Below are 24,758 nucleotides of genomic sequence, written 5' to 3'. Positions count from 1 at the left end.
TGCTCATGGTTGCGCTGGCGCTAATATTCTTCGTCCCGCTGTACATGACGTTTGTCAATGGGTTCAAAACCTATAACGAGGTCGTGACCTCCGTCGCAGCGCTTCCTGAGGTGTTCCAATTGGAAAATTTTATTACGGTATGGAAGCAGATCAATTTCTTCGGCGTGTTCATGAATTCTATCATCGTCACTGCCGTGTCCGTAATCGGCATTCTGCTTATCAGCTCGATGGCTGCTTACCAACTCGTTCGCCGCCCAGGTAAGGTGAGTAACGTGATTTTCATGTCTATTCTTGCTTCATTGATTATTCCGTTCCAAACACTGATGGTGCCTCTTGTGAAGGTAGCTAAGGATCTCAGTATTATCAATTCACTCCACGGAATTATCATGATGTACTGGGGTTTTGGCGTTCCGCTTGCGATATTCCTGTATCACGGCTTCATCAAAGGAATCCCGCGCGAATTAGAGGAGGCGGCTCACATTGACGGAAGCGGCACATTCGGTGTGTTTTTCAGGATTCTGCTTCCGTTGCTCAAACCCATCACCACGACAATCGCCATTTTACATTCACTCTGGATATGGAACGACTTTCTGCTTCCGCTAATAACGTTGAGCAGTGATAGTACCAGAACGATCCCGCTGGCCGCGAACATTTATTTCGGCCAATATACGAATGAATGGCATCTGGCGATGGCGGCTTTAACGATGGCAGTTGTCCCGATCATCCTGTTCTTCCTATTCATGCAGCGTTACATTATCCAAGGTATTACGTCCGGTGCGGTGAAAGGCTAATCCCAGTCCATAATAATCCATTAAAAGTCGCTTAATTCGCGGCTTTTTTTAATTTTGTGTGATCCAGCAGAGGAAGCTATGCTTACTCATTATGTGGAAAGTAATCTTTTTCAAGTCCTCCTTTTGAGGGCTGTTACTTATGCTCGGCAAATCGCCACCAAGCCACTGTTCCGGCGAACCCTGCTATTCCTGTGGCAGCCAGTACGATCATGCTGATGAAGTCCAGCTCTGCTCCGGTTAGCAGAAGGACTGGAATCGTCCAGGGGAAATAAAGCCCATATCCTAGCTGTACGACCACATTCGATACAATTACGATTACAAAGGTGATCCCGATCGGAGCGAGGTAGCCTCGGGTGAGATTGGCGAATAAAGCGCTCGTTGTGCTGACAAGCATAATCAGCAGGGAAGCCGCCATGAAAGGCCAGCAAATAGTCAGAATGGTGGATAATGAGCCTCCGCTAACGCCAATCACGGTACCAGCGCCCGCGATTACCGCAAAGGTGAAAACGGCGATTCCTGTATTCCACAGGGCGATGACGATAAATTTGGCCAATACCGAATATGACTTGGGGACCGGCTTAACAAGCATATCCTTGAGGGTATTGTTGGTGTACTCCATTCCGAACACCCAGGCGGAGGTGAATGAGAATCCTACGACCAGCAAGGAGCCTATGGAGCCGAGCAGATCCGCGAAGTAGGCTTCCCAATTGGCAGCGGAACTGTTAAAAACAGCGATCATCAAGGGCAATACCGTAAAGACTGCGAGCATGACCCAGAAGACGACAGACCGCCCTATTTTACGAGCTTCGTTGTGAATGAGAGAAAGGAGCTTCATGCCTGCTTCCTCCCTGCTGTACGGATCATGCGCAAGAAATAACCTTCCAGATCCTCCGTAACGACGCTCAGGTGAGTCGGCGGCTGACCAGTTCGCACCAACAGTTCTGCAAGCTTCTCCGGTTGCGCGATCGCGCTGCCTTCTGCCAAGACCAAGCGCCCGTCCGCGGCTTCTGCATAGCTGTACCCCTGTTCTGTGAGAATACGCATCAGGGCACCGCGATTGCGTCCGTCCAGCATTAAGCTTTTTTGCAGAGATTGCTCCAGTTGGTTCATCTTCATGTCTTGGATGAGCTGCCCCCTGTGCATGATGCCTATACGGTCCACCAGCTTGGATAATTCTTCTAGTAGGTGGCTGGAAATGAGGATTGTGACGCCACGATTGCGCGACAAGTCGAGCAGCAGCTCCCGTATTTCGACGACACTGGCCGGGTCAAGTCCGTTGATCGGCTCGTCCAGAATCAATACCTCCGGGTTGTGGAGCATCGCTTTTGCCAATCCTAGCCGTTGCTTGTTTCCCAGTGAAAGCCTTTTGGCCTGCTTGTCCTGATGGGCGCCTAGATCAAGCTGCTGGATGACGCGAGCAATGGAATTGCGGTCGGAGAGCAGATGCATCCTGCGGGCAATGTCCAGATTTTCCGTGACCGTAAGTTCTGGATAGAAGGTGGCCTCCTCCAAATAGCCCACCCTTTCCCACAGCTTATAATTGCCGGCGTCAACCTTGCTTCCCAACATGTGGATGCTGCCGGATGACGGCCTCAACAGCGAAAGGAGCATTTTGATGGTCGTAGTCTTGCCAGCTCCGTTCAACCCAAGGAAGCCGATAATTTCTCCGCGGTTCACCTCCATCGAAAGATTGCGCACGGCCGGGAAATCGCCGAAGCTTTTGCTGACATTCTCAAGATGGATGGCGATAGCACTGCCGATTTTGCCTCTACTGCTTGTTCTCATAACATAATCTCTCCTTTATTCAGGGATAACCGAATTTTAATGGCTGAATATCAACTGAACCTCAAGCGGCGCAGCAAATAGGGGTTGATGTTCCGTTTATTTTGGGACAGTATATTAATGATGTGGTGGAGGGAGGAGTGCGCATTGTTCGATATTCTCGTGGTCGAAGATGATGCCAGTACGCAAAAGCTGCTATGCGCTGTGCTCAAGCATGGAGGCTTCAATGCCCATTCGGTTAAGAACGGGCTCGAAGCGCTGAGCCGGATGGAGGAGCAACGATTTGACTTGATTGTGCTGGACCTGATGATGCCGGAGATGGACGGTTATCAATTATGCAAGGAATTGCGCAGCGCCGGGGACCATATCCCGATTCTGATGGTCACGGCTGCGCATGAAATCACGGACAAGCATCAAGGCTTCCTTGCTGGCACGGACGATTACATGACGAAGCCGTTCGACGAGCAGGAGCTGCTGTTCCGCATCAAGGCGCTGCTTCGCAGGGCGCAGGTTGCCAGCGAGCATAAGCTCGTGCTGGGAGATACTACATTGAATTACAATGCTCTATCGGTTACGAGAGGAGAGGTGGAAACCTTTCTGCCCCAGAAGGAGTTCTACCTGCTATTTAAGCTGATGAGCTATACCGACAAAATTTTTACCCGCATGCATTTAATGGAGGAAATTTGGGGGCTGGAAACAGAGATTGATAGTCATACCCTGAATGTCCATATTAATCGATTGCGCGACAAATTCAGGGACAATCCTGATTTTGAGATTGTGACGGTGCGCGGGTTGGGGTACAAGATGGTGAAGCGCGGGTGAAGGGGATGAAGAGGATGCCAAGAAAGCGAAGGATTTTTCCGCAAAAAATCAGTCTGGCGTTTTCCTTGGTGGCGTTAGTGTTTGTAGTCATGGTGCTATCTATTGGTTCCGCGGGTTTGCTTGCGTTTTTCCTTTATCGGGCAGGCCTGCTTGACATGAGTCACCCTGAGCCCATTCGCGGGGTGTATGTGTTGTTATATATCAGCCTTTTTCTGGGGGTGGTGATTGCCGCGCTGCTGAGCAGGCGCTCGGTGAGGCCGATCCGGGATATGATGGAAGCCACCAGTAGGGTGGCGAAAGGAGATTTTTCCGCTGAAGTGAGGGCGAAGGGCAGCATTGTTTTTGAACTGGATGCGCTGGCGGCGAGCTTTAACAAAATGGTGCAGGAGCTGAAGGGGATTGAGACGTTGCGCAGCGATTTCGTGCGAAATTTCTCCCATGAATTCAAGACCCCCATAGCCTCTATCAGCGGCTTCGCCAAATTGTTGAAGAAGGGTGGCCTTAGCGAGGCGGACAAACAGGACTACTTGGACAGCATTATCCAAGAATCTGAACGATTGGTCGGCTTGTCGGCCAGCATTCTCAACTTGTCGAAGGTAGAGAATATCGAAATCGTGAGTGAAAAGTCCTCCTACCGCTTGGATGAGCAAGTCAGGCTGGCGATTCTGATGCTGGAGCCGAAGTGGAGCGCCTGCAATCTCAATTTGGAGCTTGCCTTGGACGATGAGATCGAAATATGCGGTAATAAAAATATGATTCAGCAGGTATGGATCAATTTGTTGGATAATGCGATCAAGCATTCGAACAGCGGAGGGATGCTTAAGGTTAGCTTATGGCAAAGCGGAGGGAAGGCGGTGTTTCGGCTTGAGGACCAGGGATGCGGGATGAGCGAAGAGACGATGCGGCGGATGTTTGATAAATTTTATCAAGGCGATGCCTCTCGCGCAACGGCGGGGAACGGACTCGGATTAACACTGGTAAAGCGCATCGTCGATTTGTGCGAAGGATCGATTGAGGTAGAGAGTGAGCTTAATCGAGGTTCGATTTTTACGATCAGGCTGCCCTTGGGGGCAGAAACGAAATTGTAGTTTTAGGGAAATAGTAAACATTACATCTGATTGTTATAGCCACTCGGAAATAAAGTCGGCCAAAAGGGTGAAAAACCAAGTGTGAGGGCAAATGAAGCTGGAAAAATTGGGGCATAAAAACCGTTTTGAAACAAGGCGGACGCCACAATGACATAGCTCACCGATTCGCATCCCCGTTTCAAGCAACACCATCATCATAGTAAAATCCCGGTAACCCGTGAACGTTTTTTTATCAAACTGCTTTATCGCCTTGATTCGTCCGTTCACCGTATTGTCTCAAAATAGGGCTCGTATAACACCGTGATATGCGAACCAATTTTTGACCTATCAAAATGGAATCCCATGTTCAATAAGGCTTATCTCTATTCCACTACTTCGCTTTTCTCGCTTCGTATTCGCATAACTTTGAATTTGTCAGCCAAGATATACGAAACAGGCGCTAATGGGTTATACACAGAAAAAGACATACGCACCTGATTTTTCAGTGATATACGAAGCTGATAGTTAGAGCTTACCTTGTGTCAAATTATCAGTCAAGAGTTAGGAATGAGAAAGCAGCAATCTGAATCATTAAAGTGACTTTACATAAAGAGTGCTTCCCGTCACTCGCCGTGTGGCAGGCCCAGCAAGCTTTGCTGGGCCATGAAGAGTGGTAAGGACGAGATCGCAGGTCAAGGCTGAAATGAACGCTTCGAGGCCTTGACACGCTTGCTGTATATGAACTAGAGAATTGTCGTCTTTAGCAGTAGCTCTCCCGGCTGTATTAAATTGTGTTGAATTACCCCCAAAAAACCTTTTTGTTCTGGATGATATTGAATTAGTGGATGAAGGTTATAGAGAACGAGAAGAATCAAATACTGAAGCTAATGATGTTCGAAACAAACCTCTTATTTTGGAGATGAATAGAGAAAAATTAAAAGGAGTTGCAGTTGCTATAGGGATTACTGAGGAACAAAGTGAACTTGCTAGTGTACCACAGAGTGTAGAAAAAACTATAATTCAAATTGCAGAATCTAGTATAAATAAAATGGCTACAAATTTTGATTAAAATGGTTCCAGTAACGGCAGTTTGTACTTGGAGAAAACTAATCAAAAAAATGAAAATGAAAATGATATAAGATTAAGTGGAATTTGGGAACAAATAGGATGTGGAACCCGCAATTTTTTAGTCCGTGGAGCAATCCAGGTTGCAATGAAGGACATGTTCAAGGAAGTGGTGTGGGCCACATTGACAGCTGAGCTTGACACCTAATTGGACATTGCCACTACGATCATAATAAAGAAACCAAGAATAGTTGAAACGGCTATATGCTAAGATAACCGGTGCACACCGAGTATGGCGATCAGGAGATCAAAGTCCCCCATGATCGGCTGGACGGATTCGAACCTGTCGTTGGTTGCAATTTGTCAAATTTGCAGGACTTTGTACCTGTTCTATAGAAGTAATTCTAGCAGAATGGATTTTTATCATTCTAACTATAAATGAGCAAGTTCACTTCTAATAAATGTCACTTCCAGTAAACTGTAAAGACAAAAAGAATAGAGGCAAAGCGCTCTCCTTGTGGTAAAAAGTAGTCACCACAACCCCATTTACCCAAAGAGAACTCGCAATGTCTCATACTGCTATCGTACCCGATCACTTCGCAACTTTTTGTTACATCACCGTCTTACGCTTAATTATTCTAAGTCGGTTTTGCAGCCTATCGAATCGTATATGGCGGCCGCAACCGCGACAGGTTTTAGCGGTAAAGTGGGTGGATTTTCAACAGGAACGCTTCCTAGTCGTTTATGAATGTGGACGAAGTTGCGATTCCTTTCATGTCGTTTGCGAGTTGTTCAAAATTATATAGGGGATAATATGATTTTTAGTATTCGTTTTTGCTCATTTATAGAGTGTAGGTTAAATAATTGAACTGTTAAAAAAGACTATTAAAACTGAATAAATAACGATGATATAAAATACATATTTTTATTTGAAAGTTCAAATTAACTTATTTTATATTACTTTTTTTGGAGGAGGAAATATGAATAAAGAACATTTGCAGAGAAGTATAGTGGAAGCAGATAATAATTCATTAAGAATAGGTGCTGCAAATCGTATTGTTCAATTACTAGATAAACTTCGACATAGTAATAACGAGAATAGTGCTAAAAGATGGATTTGGGAGTTATGCCAAAATGCCAAAGATGTGAGTAACAATACTGGTAGAGTGAAAATAAGTATCAACTTTAATAAAGAAAACAAAATTGTTGTATTTAAGCACAACGGTAAAGCTTTTTCTATGATGAATGTGATGTCGCTCATTAATCAATCTTCTTCTAAGGACAGAACTGATGAAGTCGACAGAGAAAGTGGAAAGTTTGGAACGGGATTTATTACAACGCATTTGCTATCTGAAATAGTTAATGTGTCAGGAGTTTTAGAATCTGAAACAGGCAAATATTCAAGATTTGATATCACTTTAGATCGCACTGGACACGAGAAAAATGAAATTATTAAAGCATTGGAAAGATCTGTTGAGCAGCTTCAGGAATGTCAGCCACTATTAGAGGAGGATTTGGATCCAAATGCGTACAATACCATGTTTGAGTATGAGTTAGATGAGTATGGGGTGGAAGTGGCGCGGCAAGGAATTGAGAACTTAAGAGTCTCGGCTCCATATGTTTTGTCCATGCTCAGAGATATTGAAGAAATTACACTTGAGTCTACAGGAGAAGTGTATAGATATATAGATAAAAATTCATGTGGATTGGAAAATGCATTTATTCATGAAATATTATATGAATCTGCTATTGAGAAAAAGAGCATTTTTGTTTTGAATGTAGAACAGGATGATACTACAATATCAATTGCATTGGATTGCTGCGATAATACAATGAACATTATGCCATTTGCAGATGAACAATCCAAGCTGTTTTGTGATTTTCCACTGATTGGTACAGAGGATTTCCCTTTTCCAGTTTTAGTTTGCTCGAGGGCTTTTAATCCGACAGAACCAAGAGATGGTATTGTTATGTTCAATTCAAAAATGAAGATTGACAATAAAATAGAGCAAAATCGAAATATCCTTGAAAAGGCATGTGAATTATACAAGAAATTATTAGCTCATGTTGCGGAAGAGAAATGGAGTGGAATTTACAATATAACTTGTATCAATCCATCTTCAAAAAAAGAATGGTACGATAAGGAATTTGCAGATGAAATAGTTGATTGTTGCAAAGATACTATTCTCCATACACCTATTATCAGAACAAGTAGTGATTCTATGATGGAATTGCTAAATTGTTTTGATTCCGAGCAAGTATTTATCATTTCTGAACGAGATGATAAAATACGTGAAAATGTATGGGATTTGATGAATAGAATAATGCCGGAACGCATTCCGTGTAAGGAAGATATTCATAATTGGTACCATTCATTATGGAGTGATTGTAATAGCTACACTTTTAAAACGTTAACGAAGCAACTGCAGGATTATAGAGATGTAGAACAACTACAGAATAATATAGCAGAGAAAAAGTGGAAAACATGGTTATCAGATTATTATGATTTGATAAGTGATAATAAAAACTTTCAGACATATATTAGCTCAAATAAGATTAAAGTAATACCTAATCAAAATGGAGTATTTTGTGGTATTGAAGAATTAAAATTAGATAATGAGATTTTGGCAGAGTATAAAGATATATTGAATATTCTTGATAATGATTGTAGGGAGTGGCTTCTTGATTTAAATGTTAAAAACAGAGAGTGGTTTCAGTTTAAAGAATTTGATAACGAGCAGACTTTAAAGCTTATTGAGGGTAAATTAGATGACGCTGCTCGACAGCAAAAAACAGATATTTTTTTAAAATTGGCTTATTTGTATAGAAATGGTCATGAACTTCTTGGTGTGCAGATAAAAATTTGTCAATATGCAAATAAAATACTTGAAACTGATAATCAACTGATAGAGGTACCTGTGATTTCGGAAAAATTATTGCAGGAAGCGCTAAAATATATAATGACCAGTGTGGCAGACAAAATTAGTGAATTGGGAGATGTTGTTGATTTTTCACAATACATGAATTTGCCTGAAGCTAACGCTATAGAAATATTGAAAGAATTTGTTGAATTTGCAGTACAACATGGATACGACAACCTTATTAATAAGTCAACGAAACCGATTCTTCCAAATCAGAACGGGAAATTTATGATAAAAGATGACATCTTCCTTGATAATGAGATGGATGAAACATTGAAAGAATTAGCAGTCAGCGCAGGACAAGATATTAAGGCGGTTTTACTGATAAGAAATATTTATTTGGATTTACCAGAAAGTAGATGGAAAAATGATAGCGATGTATCACAAGCAATTGTACAATATGTAAATAAATATAGGAATACAAAAGAAACTGAAGTTAGAAATAATTTTAGAAAGTTATTATTGTGGTTATCTGATCATGAGGAAAAGGCAAAAGATATTTTCCCGGAATTATATCGTAATAAACACTATTTATATGACGATGAAGAAATTTCTCTAAATATTAAGCAGGCTGAGACATTGCATAATATAATGGATAAATTCGGTATTTCTAGTCCGGAAAAACTTGAGGAAATCATACGTAAAAGTCAAGTCCATAAGAATGAGGATACTGATGTAAGAATTGAGATTACAGAAGATATACTATTACAATATGGTATCGACTCAGAAGATGCATTAGAAACGGCTTTTACTAATGCTGACTTTGCAAACCAGTTTATAAGGCCATCGAAACACAAAGTAGAGTCATTTGAGTATGTAAAGTCCATAATTGATAAATCAAAAGATACAATTATTTCATATCTGAAAACAAAAAAAGATGATGGATATGATCTTACTGATATTCAACCTTTAGTCAACTCTAAATTTGCGATTAACACAATATTTGTAATAAAGAAAGATGGAAAAGAAATATATTTGCTGACAAGACCCTCTAATGGTGGAGAAGTAAGAATATTTTACAGTACAGAAAAGGATATTCTTGACTACTCCATGGATTGGGAACTATGGGTTTCAAATGGAAAAGACGATCCACAAAAACTTACCTTTGGAAAAATAATTAAGTTGACTAAACTTAACAGGATACCATTGAAAGGCATGATGGGTGAATGAAATTGAACGAAAAAGATATTATAGACATAATTAGTAAAAGCAAATTAGATAATTTAATATGTAAACCATTGGAGTCACGTCCCGGGGAATTAGCAAAATTCATATGTGGATTAGCCAATAACGAAGGGGGTTATATTCTTATCGGAGTTGAAAAAGATAATGGGATATTGAAACCAGTAGGACTCCAACTTGCGTTTGACATGAGTAGCATTATGGAGTCGACATATAAAAAATTGACAGGTGACGCCTATAGCGTTCATCAGTATGTTAGTGTAGCAGGGATTAATATTTTTGCTATTAAAGTTAAAAAATCAAAAAGAAAAATAATGGTAGATGGTACCTATTATTGTTATAAGAATAATGGTGTGGAGATAATTGGTGCAAAGGTATCAAACGAGCCTCCAACTTTGTTTATTTCATATACGGAATGTGATACACCAATTGTGGATATTATTGAAAAGGGAATTCGAGAGAAGCTGAAGAATGAAGTAGAAGTTTCACGATATACCGAATTGAGGTACAAAGATAGTTTTATGGCATTTATGAATACATTGCAGGATCATGATTACGTATTAATAATTATAAGTGATACGTATCTGAAAAGGCAGGCATGTATGTATGAGGTTGGTGAAACCTTAAAAGATCACCACTACAAGAACAAGCTTTTGTTTGTTGTATTAAGCGAAAATGAAAGAAGATATTATGGCAAGAATGCTCCGGAAAAGATTGGAACAAGTATCTATGATGGAGCTCAGGCAAAACTTGAGTATATAGGATTTTGGAAAGATAAGCATGATAATCTACGGGAAACAATGAATAAGATTGGGGATTATGAAGCGACGCGTGAGGCAGCTAAAGATCTTCAAATAATGGGTCAGATATATAGAAAGGACATGGGGGAATTATTGCAGTTTTTATCTGATGAGAATGGGAAAAGTTTTGAAAAACTTTATGAAAATGAATTTACAGATATTGTAGAGTGGATTGTTTAAAATTAGTTTAATGATGAGCGGTAATAAGTAGGTGTTTGTCGAGATAGTTGTCACATTGCCTCAGAAAAAGATTAGAGAGTCGACTTCGATTCTGGATACTAGAGATAGCGTCATCATCCTGGTACAGGCGCACTATCTGCCCGCCAAAGGCATGACGCAGCTTTTGCAGACGGTTTGCCCGCGTCCGGCGTCAAATTAATCCAAAGCTTGCTGTGGACGGTGTGCTGCTCACAATGGTAGACAACCGCACCAAAGCGGCTTGTAACTCTTCATGTACGAGCTCCTCTCGATAAAAGATTTATCGATATTCGAGCGACATACAGGACAACGAAAAGCCGTACTGCGTCTAGGACACAGTACGGCGCGGTTAATGCTTCCGTTTGTGCCTGCTTCACCCATAGTGTTTATGGATGATTATGGCTCGGCCTTATCTATCGCACCGGATTGATGCAAGGGTCAATAAGGCTTCATATCTTTTCCAATTTATCACATCAAACTTGAACTTAACAACCCAGTTTGTCAACCAGTGTTCTAGCATTTGGATACTGCATCCATAGCCGCCTATCTCCTACAACGAAAAGCCGATGTTTGGCGCGAGAAACGGCGACATTCAACAGATTGGGTTCGGTTGTCGCCCATTGAATCGCAGGTTTTTGTGTGGTATCCGTACCCAAACAAAGCACCACCACATTCGCTTCTTTTCCTTGGAAGGTATGCACGGTTCCGATGGACCGGTATAGCCACCTGACATACGCACTCTTCGATATATTACCTTTCGTAACATGCTGGTAGTGTTGCTTCAACAAATCAATGAGATTTTGTTTAACCGCCGTAAATGGTGTGATGACATACAATTCAGGAAGAATACTTCCTGAATTTTGCGTCGCCATAATGGCAAATGCCTCGGTGACAAGAAGGACGATCTCCATTCCTTGCTGCTGAACATACTGTTTTAAAATTGCTTCTCCGCATACATCAATCCATCGGCTTGCTCCCAAATCTTCGAATGTTCTTGATACATCCGACGAAGGAGTCTTCTTATCAAGCACCATCCGATTATCATAAGCAATCTCATTGCTAATATCGAACATTGGATTGTCGCACCTTCGATGTACCCATAATGGGCTGCCAAGCCAACTCCCTTTTAGCCATGTTCCTTGCGAATTTGCTATATCCGCGAGCGTTTGAACGGAGGCGGTGGAAGATACGTATGGAGCATTTACATCATAATGCTGTTGCAGATCGGAGAAAATCGATTCTGGTAGAGTTACAACAGGTTCGATTTGCTTCGGGTCACCGACAACAACCGTTTTTTGAGCACGCCATATGGCACCAACTGCCGCTTGAGGCACTGCTTGTCCCGCTTCGTCAATGAATAACCAGCCGAAGGATTCTTTGCCAAGTCCCCTTAGCATAGATTGAACGGAAGCAAATGCAGTGGAGACGACAGGAGTAGCAAGAGTAAAGATGTCCCAGATCGCGCGAATGACTTCAGGTTCCTCTGTATTGACCAATTTTCTTAGCTTCATGAACTCATAGAAGCCCCCAATGATCTGAGGCTGTGCAACAAATAAAAACTGTTCGTGAAGCCGCAATGCCTCCAAAAACAACAGTTCACGGGCTTCTGCCCATTCTTTCGTCATCCACGGCGTACTCTTTTGTTTATCTTCATGAGATAGCTCCCAGAATGCTTCATCCATGAGAACTCTGCCAGTGGTCTGTCTATCTTCATCAATAAACTGCCGAAGTTCATCAATGCGGACTTGCAATGCTTTCATTTTCATAGCGGAGTCTTGAAGCTGGGAGTCCCATCGCTCGATGTTCTGCTGCAAGTCTTCTAAGCGGTGTTTGGCTTTCGCTTGCTCTTGCAGTTGCTCCGATAACTTGCGATGCGCTTCCCGATGCTGTAAACGATGAGCTTTATACTCCTTGCGTTTCCAAAACCGCTCCCAGAATCCATATTTCACCTTGTCGAGCGTTTCAGCAATTTCTTTCCACTCCGCCAAACTTTCCTGACAACTGAATAGTACACGTTCTTGCTGCTGTTGTTCTTCCAGCACTTGCTTCCGTTGCCTTGCAAACTCGTTGTGTTCGATTCGTTTTTTATGTAATGCTTCTTCCTGTAACGAATGTTCCCTCAGCGCATCAAATACTCGGACGGCCCTTGCTTGATGCTGTTGCACAGTTTGCAAGGCTTGTTGGAAAGATTCTCTAGCCTCATTCCACGATTTGAAACGATCTGCGCTAGCCGCGAGAGCATGCTTTGCATCCATTAGCCAGTGTCTGAACGCGTAACCTTCGTTTGCCTTTTTGAACCAAAAGTTTCGGTTGAATTTAGAGCGATTATTACTGTTGCCCAGTCTGGCCGAGATCATTCCCCAAGAGCTCTCGCCGTATACGGTTTTCGCTACACGTTGCAAATACTGCGCTCCGGGATGTGAGCGATAAGACGGAGGGATTGTTTTCTCATCAGGCAGCTCAAGAGAAATATTTTCAACAGCGCCATTATTAGAAGAGGCAATAATGATGCCATATCCCGATAGTGAATCCGCAAGGCGATTTATCACTGACTGACCAATACTTTTAATTTTGACGAATGCATCTGCGGGATTATCAAAGCTCACCATGTTGCAGGCTCGTTCTACAATTATGGCAGCAATGACGTCACGAAGGAGCGTTGTTTTACCCGTACCTGGCGGACCGTTCACTGAAGAGATACCCGGCTCATTTCCCAAGCGGCTCATAATTTGGTTTACAGCAGCTTGCTGCATGAGATTCAAATGATAGCCACTTGGCCATTTGCCCAACGGCACTTGGCCCGGAGCAGCAACAGCCAATAAATGTTCTGGCTGTCGTTCTAAATCTATTCTTGATCCCGGTTCGAGCAAGTCTTCTCCATTTAGATAATAGTGCAATCCTTGACCTACAGACCCTTGTGTTACTTCTTGACGGATTGTCTCCAGATCTCGCAAAAAGAAGCTATTCAGGATATCGACTTTACCTGGCTCTTGTTCATTTTCTTCTTCGGACTTTTCTTCTTCTTGTTTCTTCTTCATTTTATTACTGCAAATCCAGAAAGGATGCGAGTGAAAAGGGGCAGTCCAATTGAATTTTTCTGTAAACATTTCGAGTAGTGATTGCAGTGAAGCAATCGTCACTTTATTGCGACAAATTTGCAAGATTGCTAAGCTAATATAAGTTTCTAACTTACGAAATTCATTGTGCCAATCATCATAGAGCATGCCTTGCTCCAGTTTACCGAGAGCAAACGGTACAGTAGAAATTTTGCAGGAATCTGCTACAAATTCGCCTTTATGACTTACGCGTATCTGAGCATAAACAGTTCTTCCATTATCGTTATGATCAGTAAAACGATTAGAGTTATTTGTGAGTCGGTTTCTCACAATTTGTTGAACTTCCCTAATTTCGAAAACGCCGATAAACACGGTGTGCATATACGTCCAGTCTTCTGTTTCGACTAAATCAAATTTATCAGGCCGCAGCCACGGCAGATCATCGTCGATTCTAGCTAGCGAAGAAGCAGCAATTTCATTGTCCGCTAAATCTTGGTCAAAATTCGTTTCGTCAATTTCGTAAATTCGTAAATACTCGATTTTATGCCATGCTTCTATTTTGTTAAGTGTGTGTTTCATAACCGATTAAATCTCCTGTTCGTGCGAGGTATCCTTATATTGGCATATAGAGGAGGTCGTTGGAAAAATATGAATGTTTATGAGTTTATATGACACCCCCATCGCTAGTGATGTTACTCTCCTTAATGCTGAAAGCATACAGCTAATCTTTATAAGAGTGACTATAAACCTAATTCCATTGAGTATGTTTTTAAAGGTTACTTAAAATAATCAAAGGTGGCAAGTTAAAACTTAACTAACTTTAGAACGGTAGCGCCGCACTCTAAATTGAGCTGTAGCACTACCTTTTTTGTTCGAAAGCTTATTAGAGAAAATTATATCAGTTCACACAGATTTAGAGGAGGATTTGGTTATTCAAACATTGGCAATCATATTTAACCGCTTCGAGTCTAGTTCCTCGCAGCTTGCTGCGAGGTAATTTATTTGGATCAGCTGCAAATGATTTTGAGGTCAATACTGTAGGTATCCATTAAATACGATGCGGTTCCGCTTAAAATACGAAGCATATCGTCCGTAATACCTTGTGAATTAATACCTGGCTGTACGATTTTTATTTCAACTTTTACTGGAAAAACACGCATCTTATTTTTAATCTCGCGAAGTTTTCGCAAATCACCAATTTCAAACCTAGTTCCACCTGATCGTGCACGAGAAGATTCGCGTTTCATAAGCCGATCAATAATTAAGGCGGGATCTTGGCACCATTTAACAGATTTTTCAGCTTGTCCACAGACTTCATACAAATCTGCAACTCGCGCTCCAGGACTTTCACCATGTGCATATTTACAGTGATAAAATTGAATGGTTATTTTACCAGACTCATCGATAATACTTATAATATCTGCAACTTCACCTGCACCATCATCATCAAATATCACACAATATTTATTGGAGGAGACCAATTTCTGAATGGTGTGATATTGAATGCTTTGTATATCACGTTGTATACCTTGAGATTCTTTCTGGATATCTACATTGCTCCAATCCCATGATATTATTCGTTCTTTATTGAATACTGGTGGCGCTGAAGTCATTCTAACAATGAGATTTCCCTCCAACATTGATTGATCAACAAACTTTATGCGGGGTGGGAATTCATTGAAAAACTCTGTCATCCGGTATTCGCGTTTACTCCTTTTGAGTATTAATCCTGTTGGTTTTATGGCTTTAAATTCAAATTTCCTGTTCGATATTTGAAGCTCATATTCCTCGCAAACATATTCGTTTCCGATAGTGAATCGGATCGGATCGGTTTCACTATTACTTGAAAGTTTGATTTCCAAATCATAAATCGAGTAAGTGTTTGGACCATGTTTGATAAGAAAACTGCTGTCATTAATCAAATCCATATCAATTGGCCATTCTATTCCGTAAGGAACAGATGTCGGACGATCATTAATGATCTCAGGTACTAATGCGCCTTCAAATATCTTAGAGGTATTGATTTTTTCATTTTGGAGTCGAGCAGCTATCTCATTGCACCAGTTCAACCAATAATCCATGCTCTCAACCCACTTAGACCAAATACGACCTTTGTAAGAGCACCCAATGCTTATCTTGCCATTTCCGCTATATCCAGCACCAAATAAATTGGATTTGTACGAGGTTTCTTTTTGTGATTCAGTTATACCATTGCCTATATCAATCCCTGCAAACATTCGGTATCGAATGGGACCGTCGATTGCTGACTTAAGTCCGACAGTACCCAGCATTAAACGCTTGATCTCATGCAAACACCGAAACACTGTTTCTCCGCGAATTTTATCGTGTTGGGCAAATAGCACATCTGCTAGGGTATCTGAAATGCTCTTATTCGTACTGTTTATAAAGAACATATTTATTTCGGGATTCCAATAGACTAAGTGTAAATGCCAGTTAGTATCACTAATTCCTTTGAAAGAGGTCCAATCAATATTTGAATCTTGTTTTTCAACAATGACTATAATTCCAGTTTCATTATTTATAGTGAAGAAGCAATTATCAGGGTCAAACACATTATAAATTCCATCTGGATTCCAATTTTTCTCTTTGGTATTGTATGCTATCATACTAATCTTAGGTCGTAGTTGTTGTATTGTCATTCCATGTAGTGAAGAAACATCAAATCCTTCTGCAAGTTCTTGAAGGGATAACTCTCTATTAATTTCTCGGTTAGCCAAAATATGAAGTAATACATTCCAGTCGGAATCCTGGGAGTACAGTTCTCGGAGTGATTCATTGAGTTCATCATTCGCTATATTTGTAATGACTGTTGCCGTACCAAGCCCTTTTTTTGACCTTGCAAATCGTCCGATAAATTGCAACGTTATAGGCAATGATTTGTACTTATCATGTACTGCAGCTATTTTGAGGCTGGGTATGTCAATGCCTTCTCCAAACATATCGACACAAACAACAACTTTTGCGTCTCCATTTTTAAGTGCTGTCATTGAAGCTGCTCTATCAGTTGGTGGAATATCGCTGTGTATTAACACAGGATTATACTTTGAAAAGTAAGGGTGATATATCGTTTTATACAAACGATCCGCAGAACGCTTATCTTTAGCACGGACAAGAATGACGTGATTATATCCAGCTTCAAGATCTTTTTCAAGTTGGTTTACTGCAGCCGTAGCAATAGCCAAGTCTCCTTTTTCTTCGTCAAATTCAAGGATAGGAAGAAAATTGATCTCTTGAAAATACCCCTGTTCTTGAGCCATGGATAGTGGGAAATTGTAAATTATTCTTCCGTCAACCTTCTTCCCATCATTTCTAAAAGGCGTTGCTGTGAACTGCAAGCATTTTAATTTTCTTAATTTGTATTTTACTGATGCCCATGTATTGGCTGCGATATGATGTGCCTCATCTACGATTAGTGTATCGCAAGTATTCCGTATTGCCTCCAAATAATTATCAGGAAATCTTTGCAATAGTGCCATTGTAGTCACTACAACATTTGATTTATAAAGGATTGTCTGAAGATCAGAAAGCTCTTTTGGAGTTCTAAGTAGTGTTGTCACGGCAGGCTTCAATGCAATGTCATTAATGACACCGATATCTTGTAAAATTCCAAAAGTCATAAATTTCTCAGCAGTTTGCTTTCTTAATAAGTTACTTGGCACAACAATAAAAGTTCGATCTATCATTTCCGATACAACAGTTGCAATCATTGTCTCTGTTTTGCCTGTGCCTGTTGGCATAACGACAGTAGCAGGCTCACTCGATACAGTCCAGTGCGCTTTTATTGAAAATAAAGCACCAAGTTGTGCAGGACGAAGTCCAGTAGAACCTCCGTCTGGTGCTACAAGCGATAAAACACCACGCCAAGAGGAGGCAACTCGACTAACGTCTATAAGTTCAGCTTCTGGTGTCGATTGGACTTGCACAATTTGATTGTTCCCTACCACATGACTGATAATATTCATATAATCAGCTCCCTTAAGCCAATATGATGATAGTTCAGATATAGATGAACAGAATTGAATGAGTAGTTTTGATCAATTACCTATATTATACCATTTCAAGCTCCTGCAATTGTAGTTCCAACAAGACGAGATGTTGCCGGAGTTTTTTAAACCATTATGGTAGCGGCGAATGCTCTCCTTGCTCAAATTTCTGACTTTACAGTCCTGCAAAAACAATTGGACAGTATCATTCCAATCTGAATTTAATATGAAGTTTTCCTGGTTCGGCACTTCGTATTTCCTCCCTATGGAGTTATGCGAACCAAAGCGGATATGCGAAGGAGGGGAGCGGGATTCGTATAACAATCAGTTATACACTTTCGTATAACTAGCCCGAAAAACCAGGTTATTTGAAGGATATTCGCGTTCCTCCAAAATCGCTGGAATCCCTTGATGCACATGCGTTTTCGGGTGTTTTGAAGGTCAGAGATTCTCGAAGAATGGCTCGTATAACACCGTAATATGCGAATCTATCAATAAATTAAACCGAAGTCATATATGAAACAAAACCAGTCCGACACTTTCGTGTTCCCGACTGGTTTCTCTCCCCAGACTACCCCAATGATTTCCTCTCAACAAGAACAGTCAAACTCACCAAAGTAACGAAAATAGTCGCTCCCATATCGGATAGAATAGCGACCCATAGCGTTAACCAGCCTGGAATGGTTAGGAGTAAGGCAATAACCTTCAATCCTAAGGAAATACCGATGTTAAACCGGATAATACGATTCACGCGCCGGGCTACTCGTATGGCTTCGGGCAGCTTGCCAAGGTGATCCTGCATGAGTACGATATCAGCAGTCTCAATAGCGCTGTCCGTACCTTTACCCATCGCAATGCCGAGCTGCGCGGATGCCAGGGCGGGCGCATCATTGATGCCATCACCGATCATGCCGACATTGCCTTGCTCGGCAAGCCGCCTGACTTGCGCCACTTTATCTTCTGGCAGCAAGTTTCCATAATACGCCGTAACTCCAACTGCCGCTGCTACTTTCTCCGCCGTCTTCTGATGATCGCCCGTCAGCATAACGGTATGGCGGATGCCAGTTCGATGCAAGGCAGCTATTACGCTTCTGCTCTCCTCACGAATTTCATCAGAAATACCGAACATCCCGATCACTTGCTTCTCATCTGCTACAAGAACGAGCGTAAGGCCGCTTTCCTTAAGCTGCTCAATCGTTGATTGGACCTCACTTGGAATCGAAAGATGCGCCATGCTTCCTTCGTTGCCGAGCCAATAGTTGTTTCCTTCGTAAGTTGCCACAATACCGCGACCTGAGACGGCCTGAATGTCTTCCGCTTCCTTAATCTCAATTCCATGGCGGGCTACTTCTTTCATGATCGCTTTGGCGAGCGGGTGGGTGGACGATTTCTCGATAGCGCCGGCTACTGCAAGGAATCTCTGCTCGTCATACACGACGGATTTCTCGACATGAGGCTCTCCCTTCGTCAACGTCCCGGTTTTATCAAAAGCGATTGTATCCAGCTTGCCTAACTGCTCAAGGAACACGCCGCCTTTAATCAATATTCCGTTGCGCGCATTGCGTGTAATTCCCGCTACTATAGCGATTGGAGAGGATAAGATCAAAGCACACGGGCAGCCGACGATCAGGACGGCGAGGCCCTGATACAACCATTCTGTCCAATCGCCCCCGAGTAGAAGGGGAGGGAGCACGATGACAAGCGCAGCGACGATCATAATAATCGGCGTATAATATTTGGCGAATTTGTTGATGAATAGCTCTGTTGGCGTTTTCGTTTCTTGCGCTTCTTCGACCAGATGCAATATTTTGGCCAATGAGGAATCCTGATAAGCTTTGTCGATGCGGACCCGGAGTACGCCTTCGTTATTGATGCTTCCGCCGAATACGGGTTCACCTTCTGCCTTCTCAACAGGGAGGGATTCACCGGTAATGGCCGATTCATTGACTGAGCTGCTGCCGGAAAGCACAGAACCGTCGGATGGAATCTTCTCTCCCGGCTTAACGATAACGGTATCACCCGCTTGGAGTGTTGCAATGGGGACGACGGTTTCGATGCCGCTCTCCAGCTTGGTCGCTTCTTTGGGGGCGACTTTGAGCAAGGTTTCCATAGAACGGCGGGCTTTCTCCATGCCGAGTCCTTCCAACAGCTCGTTTAATCCGAACAAAATAGCGACCAGCGTCGCTTCTTTCCATTCTCCGATGGAAACGGCACCTACAAGGGCAATCGTCATCAACGTGTCGATAGTAAACTTTAGCCGGAATAGATTTTTAAGACCCTTCATGAATGTGGAATAGCCGCTTAGCACGGTCGCGATCAGGTAAAGCAAGATGACGGTAGAAGCGGCCGCTTGGCCGTCCACCCCTATCGCACTTACATAGATGACAGCAGATACCGCGAGAATTCCGATCATCCTCTTATTGCCCTGACTATGATCATGGTCATGATCGCCTTGATGATCGTGTCCCTCATGGGAATGGTCATTCTCTCGCTCGATGTAGGCACGATCGGATTTTAGAATAGCCTTCACTCTATCCAAGGGTACACGCTCATCAACGATCAATTTGCCGCTGTTGAAGCTTAGTGTTGCTGTTTCGCCATGCTCCAATTGCCGGATCTCATGCTGGAGCATGAGGGCGCAATTGCCGCAAGACAAGCCTTTAACCCGATATTCTTTCATAATTATCATCCTCCAACAATGAATGAACACTTGTTCATATGTTAATCGTTATTAGATGGAAAGTCAATCCATGGATGATGTCATAGAAGGATTGGACGGGCTTACATAGCAAGAACCGGAGGGACACAGCAGCGATTGAATGTCTGAGCTGCGGAGACAGGATTGTTGATTCCAATACCTATTGGAGTGATCCAGAGGTATTCGGGATACCTTAGACACCTATTTATAAAGGACTAGATACACGCAAGACCTCTCATACCATCCGCCGTCTAGGCATAGGTTGAAGTAATGATCGACGAGGATATGGGGGATGCGCGATGAAAGTGCCACCTAACATACACGGGTATAAGACCAATTGTGAGAACGTTCCGATCTTTTATTTGCCGGAATACCAGCCACAGCAGCCCGGGTTGGAGTATTTGATGAAGCAAAGACCGGTATCGGAAGCCCCTTCCTCTCAAGGCTGCGGGAAATTATCCGGCAAAGTGGCGGTTATTACAGGAGGAGACAGCGGGATTGGAAGAGCAGTCGCCTACGCATTCGCCAAAGAGGATGCGGACATTGTGGTGGTGTACTACAACGAGCACGTAGATGCCGAAGAAACGAAGGCGCGCATCGAACAATTGGGGAAGCGTTGTCTGACAATTGCAGGCGATATCGGGAATGAAGAGTTCAGCAGCCATATCGTTGAACAAGTTGTTCGCGCATTCGGGCGGATCGATATATTAGTGAACAACGCCGCGGTGCAGTTCTATCAAACATCCATCGAGGAGATAAGTCGCAGCCAATTAGAATTGACGTTCCGTACGAATCTATTCGGCATGTTTTATTTGACCAAGGCGGCTCTCCCTTACATGAAGTGCGGCAGCTCAATTATAAATACGTCCTCCGTTTTGGGAACAACCGGATTAAACGTCCTGATCGATTATTCCGCTACAAAAGGCGCGATCAACGCCTTTACGCGTGCGCTAGCGACTTCACTAATCGATCGCGGCATCCGAGTTAATGCTGTTGCACCCGGCTCGACGTGGACACCGCTTGTACCGGCATCGTTCCCGCCGGAAGAGTACGCCTCGACTGGTTATTCAGCTCCGATCAGACGCGCAGCACAACCGTTCGAAATTGCGGGGGCATACGTCTATTTGGCGTCGAATGACGCTTCTTACGTCGTAGGGGAAATCATCAATGTCAACGGTGGAGAACATTTCGTATAAGGATGTGGCTCCTATGGCGATGAGCAGGGGGAACGCTACGCGCGATCCTCATGAACTCTGAGGTGTACCAGAATGATTTGTTTTATAAATATGCTAAAATAGCAATTGAACCGCAAAACCTAAGAATGAATAAAGGAGTTCATCCATTGAGTGATCTAGAGGGAAAGAAGAATGAGATTCTGTCGGCATTTCAATTCCGACATGCGACTAAAGAGTTTGATCCTGATAAGAAAATAAGCGACGCTGACTTTCAGTACATAATAGAGACGGGGCGTTTATCGCCAAGCTCGTTTGGCTTTGAACCGTGGAAATTTGTCATGGTGCAGAATAAGGACATTCGAGCCAAGTTAGCGGAGTATGCTTCTGGAGCTAGAAAACAATTGCCAACAGCAAGTCATTTTATGATTATTCTATCAAGATTGCCGAAGGATATGGTTGCAGGCTCTGATTATATTCGGAGAATGATGGTGGATGTCCAGCAGCTGTCACCCGAGACTGTACAGGGGAAGCAGGCGGTCTATGATCATTTTTTGAAAACAGGGTTTGCGATTGAAGATGATCCGAGAGTGATGTTCGAATGGGCCTGCCGTCAAACGTATCTTGCATTAGGCAACATGATGACCGCTGCTGCAATGATTGGCATTGATTCTTGTCCGATTGAGGGATTCAACAGAGAGAAGATCAGCGATGTATTAGTTGCAGAAGGGATAATGGACCCTGAACATTATGGCGTATCGGTTATGGCTGCCTTTGGCTACAGATTGCATGACCCGGCGGAAAAGACACGTCGATGCGCGCAGGAAGTCGTTGCGTGGGTGGAGTAACGCTGAATTAGACAGGACAAAAGCCAAGACACAGATCCAACCCGTGTCCTGGCTTTTTTTACTTTATCCAAACGGAACGGCATACCTGGTAGGTAAGCTCAGCGAGACATCCTCTGTACAGGTTTAGTTATAAGCCGCCGAATGGCGGCTCAGATTGTCGAGAAAGTCAGTCCGGATATTCGCTGTATAAGGCGGAAATACCGCGCTACAGCACGGAAAAGTAGAGCGAGACGCGCTGTAAAGCTGAAAAACCATCGTACAGATGGCCAGGCATTGCAAAATGATCTTCGGCTAACTCCATAAGGTGGAAATACCGCGTTATAGCACCGACAAGAGGGGCGAGGCACGCTGTGTAACTTTGAAAAACCTTCTTACAGGTAGCGACAGAGCAACGCAGGATGAGCATCGGCTATCTCTGCATTGTCGAGATGCGATGCAAGCGATGACTGATGCGGCCCCCGCACCGCTGAATAACGTCTCCCGTGGACTTTCCACAGAGCCTGGGCCGCCGAATGGCGGCTTTTTATATTCCCCAAGACCAAAATTTGCTCTAACTGCCACATTGACAGATGATGAAATGAAGCGTATTATGAGCTTTAGATTTAGTAAATTAGTAAATTATAAAACCAGTAAATAAGTAAATTCTAAATATCCCGATGGAGCGTGTACACCAAATGAAAATACCAACAACATTAAAACATAAGCCCGTTGTCGTAATAGAAAATTACGAGCAGGTTGACGGCCGTTATGCGGGTAACACAGATGCGAAAGGTTTATCCCTGGGCTTGGCCCAGTGGAATGATCGGGGGAAGGTCGATATTTCGGCCAAAGTATGGCGATATACGGGGGAGAAATGGTCGAGGCAGTCGGAGGAACTGCCCATGCACCGTGTTCTTGACCTTGCCATTCTGATCTGCAGAAGCAGCTTGCATTTCCAGGATGCCTATCGGTATCCGAAGCTGTATGATCCTGAGAACACAACGATCGACCGCATTGGACTGCAGGGGGATGCGATGAGCGTAGCCGTCTGTGAGGAGAATCCGATGATTGACAGCGACATCAAGCTGTTCGCTCAGGCGCTTAGCGACGATGGCGAAATGATCGGAGAACGGCTTCGTGTCCTCTCCCGCCTTTTGAAGGAAATGGGGTATTAATAGTTTGAAGAGGTGAGTGTAATGAACATCCAGGAGCAATACGCGGTCTCCCCTGCAAGACTGCTGACTGAGATCGAACAAGGGCTTGTTTGGACAAAGCCGGCATCTCATAAGGTCAGTGAAGAGGAGCTGCGTATTAGCAACGAAATAAAGCGCAATTGGCATCGCGGCGAAATGAAAATCGCCACTATTTTGTTAGAGGGAGACGCAGGCTCCGGCAAGACGCAGCTTGCCAAAGCGCTGTCGGCTAACTTGGGATTGCCTTATACGAAGGTCACTTGTTTTGCCGATATGGACAAATCCGATATTATTGGCGCTATTTTGCCGGTGATTTCATCGGAAAGATTAGAGAAGCTGGAGCTCTCGGAGCAGGCCGTTCTGCAAGCATTGTATGAAAGCGACGGCTTCCATAGCGCTGCTGAAATATTGATGGATGTGCTGGGCGTCACTCAGGAACAGGCAGCCTTGAAGATGAAGCAGTTATTGAACAAGGTGGAGCATAGCTCCGGGGATGAAGAGGCAGTGGAGTATCGATTCTACCCTTCCGAAATCGTCAGAGCTTATCAGAAAGGCTATCTGCTGGAAATTCAAGAACCAACTGTTATCCGGGATGCCGCAGTGCTAATGGCGCTTAACTCTGCCTTGGAGCTGGACGGAAGCATTAATCTTCCAACAGAAATCATACGCAGACATCCCGATTTCGTAGCAATCATCACGACCAACCGCAGTTATGCGGGAACGAGACCGCTCAATGAAGCGCTGCGCGACAGGGTTCAGCATACGGAGAAGATGGATCTGCCGACTAAGGAAACCATGATTGAACGGGCCATGTCGAAGACCGGATATAAGGATGAGCAGGTGCTGGATGTGCTGGCGGATATCATTATCGTGCTGGACAGAACTGCCCGGGTCAATGCGATTAAAGGCGTGGCTGGCATGCGCTCCTTGTTCTACTGGGCGGACGCGGTCGCCGGAGGCGCCCTTGCCGGGCAATCGCTTTATCATAAAGTCATCTACAAGATCACAACCGATTCCGATGAAATCAAGCTGTTGGAGGATGCGTTGAATACCCATGGCTTGCTGGCGGCTTTAGATAACGTAGAGCTGGAATGTAAAAAAAAAAAGAATCTTGGGTCAGGCCGAGATAAACATATCGGGCAGCATCGACGACACTGATTTTGACCCTGGCACGGCGACA

General features: G+C 43.3%; 15 protein-coding genes and 1 pseudogene. 11 read left to right on the top strand and 5 right to left on the bottom strand.

The window, feature by feature from the left end; translation table 11 throughout:
• Positions 1-5: 5 nt before the first annotated feature.
• Entirely contained in the window at positions 6-791 is a 786-nt protein-coding gene (locus K0T92_RS04490; protein WP_219871559.1) for a carbohydrate ABC transporter permease, read from the top strand.
• A 133-nt stretch (positions 792-924) separates the two neighbouring features.
• Here K0T92_RS04490 and K0T92_RS04485 read toward each other — a convergent pair whose 3' ends face one another.
• Positions 925-1,626 carry an ABC transporter permease gene (locus tag K0T92_RS04485; RefSeq protein WP_219871243.1) on the bottom strand — a complete coding sequence of 234 codons (702 nt, stop codon included), beginning with the start codon at positions 1,624-1,626 and terminating at the stop codon, positions 925-927.
• Positions 1,623-2,576: an ABC transporter ATP-binding protein gene (locus tag K0T92_RS04480; protein WP_219871242.1), complete on the bottom strand. Its 954-nt coding sequence runs from the start codon at positions 2,574-2,576 to the stop codon at positions 1,623-1,625. Before K0T92_RS04480 ends, K0T92_RS04485 begins: the two co-directional genes overlap by 4 nt.
• Positions 2,577-2,720: 144 nt before the next feature.
• On the opposite strand from K0T92_RS04480, the gene K0T92_RS04475 reads away from it, so the two are divergent.
• The 6 genes and pseudogenes from K0T92_RS04475 to K0T92_RS04455 all read left to right on the top strand — a co-directional run bounded on the left by K0T92_RS04475 (position 2,721) and on the right by K0T92_RS04455 (position 10,610).
• Entirely contained in the window at positions 2,721-3,395 is a 675-nt protein-coding gene (locus K0T92_RS04475; protein WP_219871241.1) for a response regulator transcription factor, read from the top strand.
• A gap of 155 nt (positions 3,396-3,550) precedes the next feature.
• The gene (locus tag K0T92_RS04470; protein WP_246627892.1) at positions 3,551-4,483 is read left to right on the top strand and encodes a HAMP domain-containing sensor histidine kinase; all 933 of its coding nucleotides are present in this window, start codon (positions 3,551-3,553) and stop codon (positions 4,481-4,483) included.
• A gap of 820 nt (positions 4,484-5,303) precedes the next feature.
• Positions 5,304-5,531, top strand: coding sequence for a hypothetical protein (locus K0T92_RS04465; protein WP_219871239.1), 228 nt, complete (start codon positions 5,304-5,306; stop codon positions 5,529-5,531).
• Between the two features lie 562 nt (positions 5,532-6,093).
• Positions 6,094-6,236, top strand: a pseudogene (locus tag K0T92_RS25585) (IS701 family transposase); the annotation flags it as partial.
• 271 nt (positions 6,237-6,507) lie between these two features.
• Complete coding sequence (locus K0T92_RS04460; protein ID WP_219871238.1) at positions 6,508-9,618, top strand: ATP-binding protein; 3,111 nt, start codon at positions 6,508-6,510, stop codon at positions 9,616-9,618.
• Positions 9,615-10,610, top strand: a complete 996-nt coding sequence (locus K0T92_RS04455) for an RNA-binding domain-containing protein (RefSeq protein WP_219871237.1) — start codon at positions 9,615-9,617, stop codon at positions 10,608-10,610. The genes K0T92_RS04460 and K0T92_RS04455 overlap by 4 nt, the downstream gene beginning before the upstream one ends.
• 503 nt (positions 10,611-11,113) lie before the next feature.
• Here the strand turns inward: K0T92_RS04455 and K0T92_RS04450 are convergent.
• The 3 genes from K0T92_RS04450 to K0T92_RS04440 all read right to left on the bottom strand — a co-directional run bounded on the left by K0T92_RS04450 (position 11,114) and on the right by K0T92_RS04440 (position 20,368).
• Positions 11,114-14,263, bottom strand: coding sequence for a DEAD/DEAH box helicase (locus tag K0T92_RS04450; protein ID WP_219871236.1), 3,150 nt, complete (start codon positions 14,261-14,263; stop codon positions 11,114-11,116).
• Positions 14,264-14,691: 428 nt separating this feature from the next.
• Positions 14,692-17,667, bottom strand: coding sequence for a DEAD/DEAH box helicase (locus K0T92_RS04445; RefSeq protein ID WP_219871235.1), 2,976 nt, complete (start codon positions 17,665-17,667; stop codon positions 14,692-14,694).
• Between the two features lie 592 nt (positions 17,668-18,259).
• Entirely contained in the window at positions 18,260-20,368 is a 2,109-nt protein-coding gene (locus tag K0T92_RS04440; RefSeq protein ID WP_219871234.1) for a heavy metal translocating P-type ATPase, read from the bottom strand.
• A 317-nt stretch (positions 20,369-20,685) separates the two neighbouring features.
• Between K0T92_RS04440 and K0T92_RS04435 the strand changes: the two genes are divergently transcribed.
• From K0T92_RS04435 to K0T92_RS04420, 4 genes are all read left to right on the top strand, one after another.
• Positions 20,686-21,582, top strand: a complete 897-nt coding sequence (locus tag K0T92_RS04435; RefSeq protein WP_219871233.1) for an SDR family oxidoreductase — start codon at positions 20,686-20,688, stop codon at positions 21,580-21,582.
• A gap of 146 nt (positions 21,583-21,728) precedes the next feature.
• Complete coding sequence (locus tag K0T92_RS04430; protein ID WP_425517624.1) at positions 21,729-22,406, top strand: NAD(P)H-dependent oxidoreductase; 678 nt, start codon at positions 21,729-21,731, stop codon at positions 22,404-22,406.
• A 674-nt stretch (positions 22,407-23,080) separates the two neighbouring features.
• Positions 23,081-23,560: a DUF6530 family protein gene (locus K0T92_RS04425; RefSeq protein ID WP_219871232.1), complete on the top strand. Its 480-nt coding sequence runs from the start codon at positions 23,081-23,083 to the stop codon at positions 23,558-23,560.
• A 21-nt stretch (positions 23,561-23,581) separates the two neighbouring features.
• On the top strand, positions 23,582-24,736 hold the full coding sequence (locus K0T92_RS04420) for an AAA family ATPase (protein WP_219871231.1): 1,155 nt from the start codon (positions 23,582-23,584) through the stop codon (positions 24,734-24,736).
• Positions 24,737-24,758 lie beyond the last annotated feature (22 nt).

The organism is Paenibacillus oenotherae, from assembly GCF_019443105.1.
GTDB classification, from domain to species: domain Bacteria; phylum Bacillota; class Bacilli; order Paenibacillales; family Paenibacillaceae; genus Paenibacillus_Z; species Paenibacillus_Z oenotherae.
Note: the sequence above shows the minus strand (reverse complement) of the source record. Positions and strands in the feature narration are given on the sequence as shown.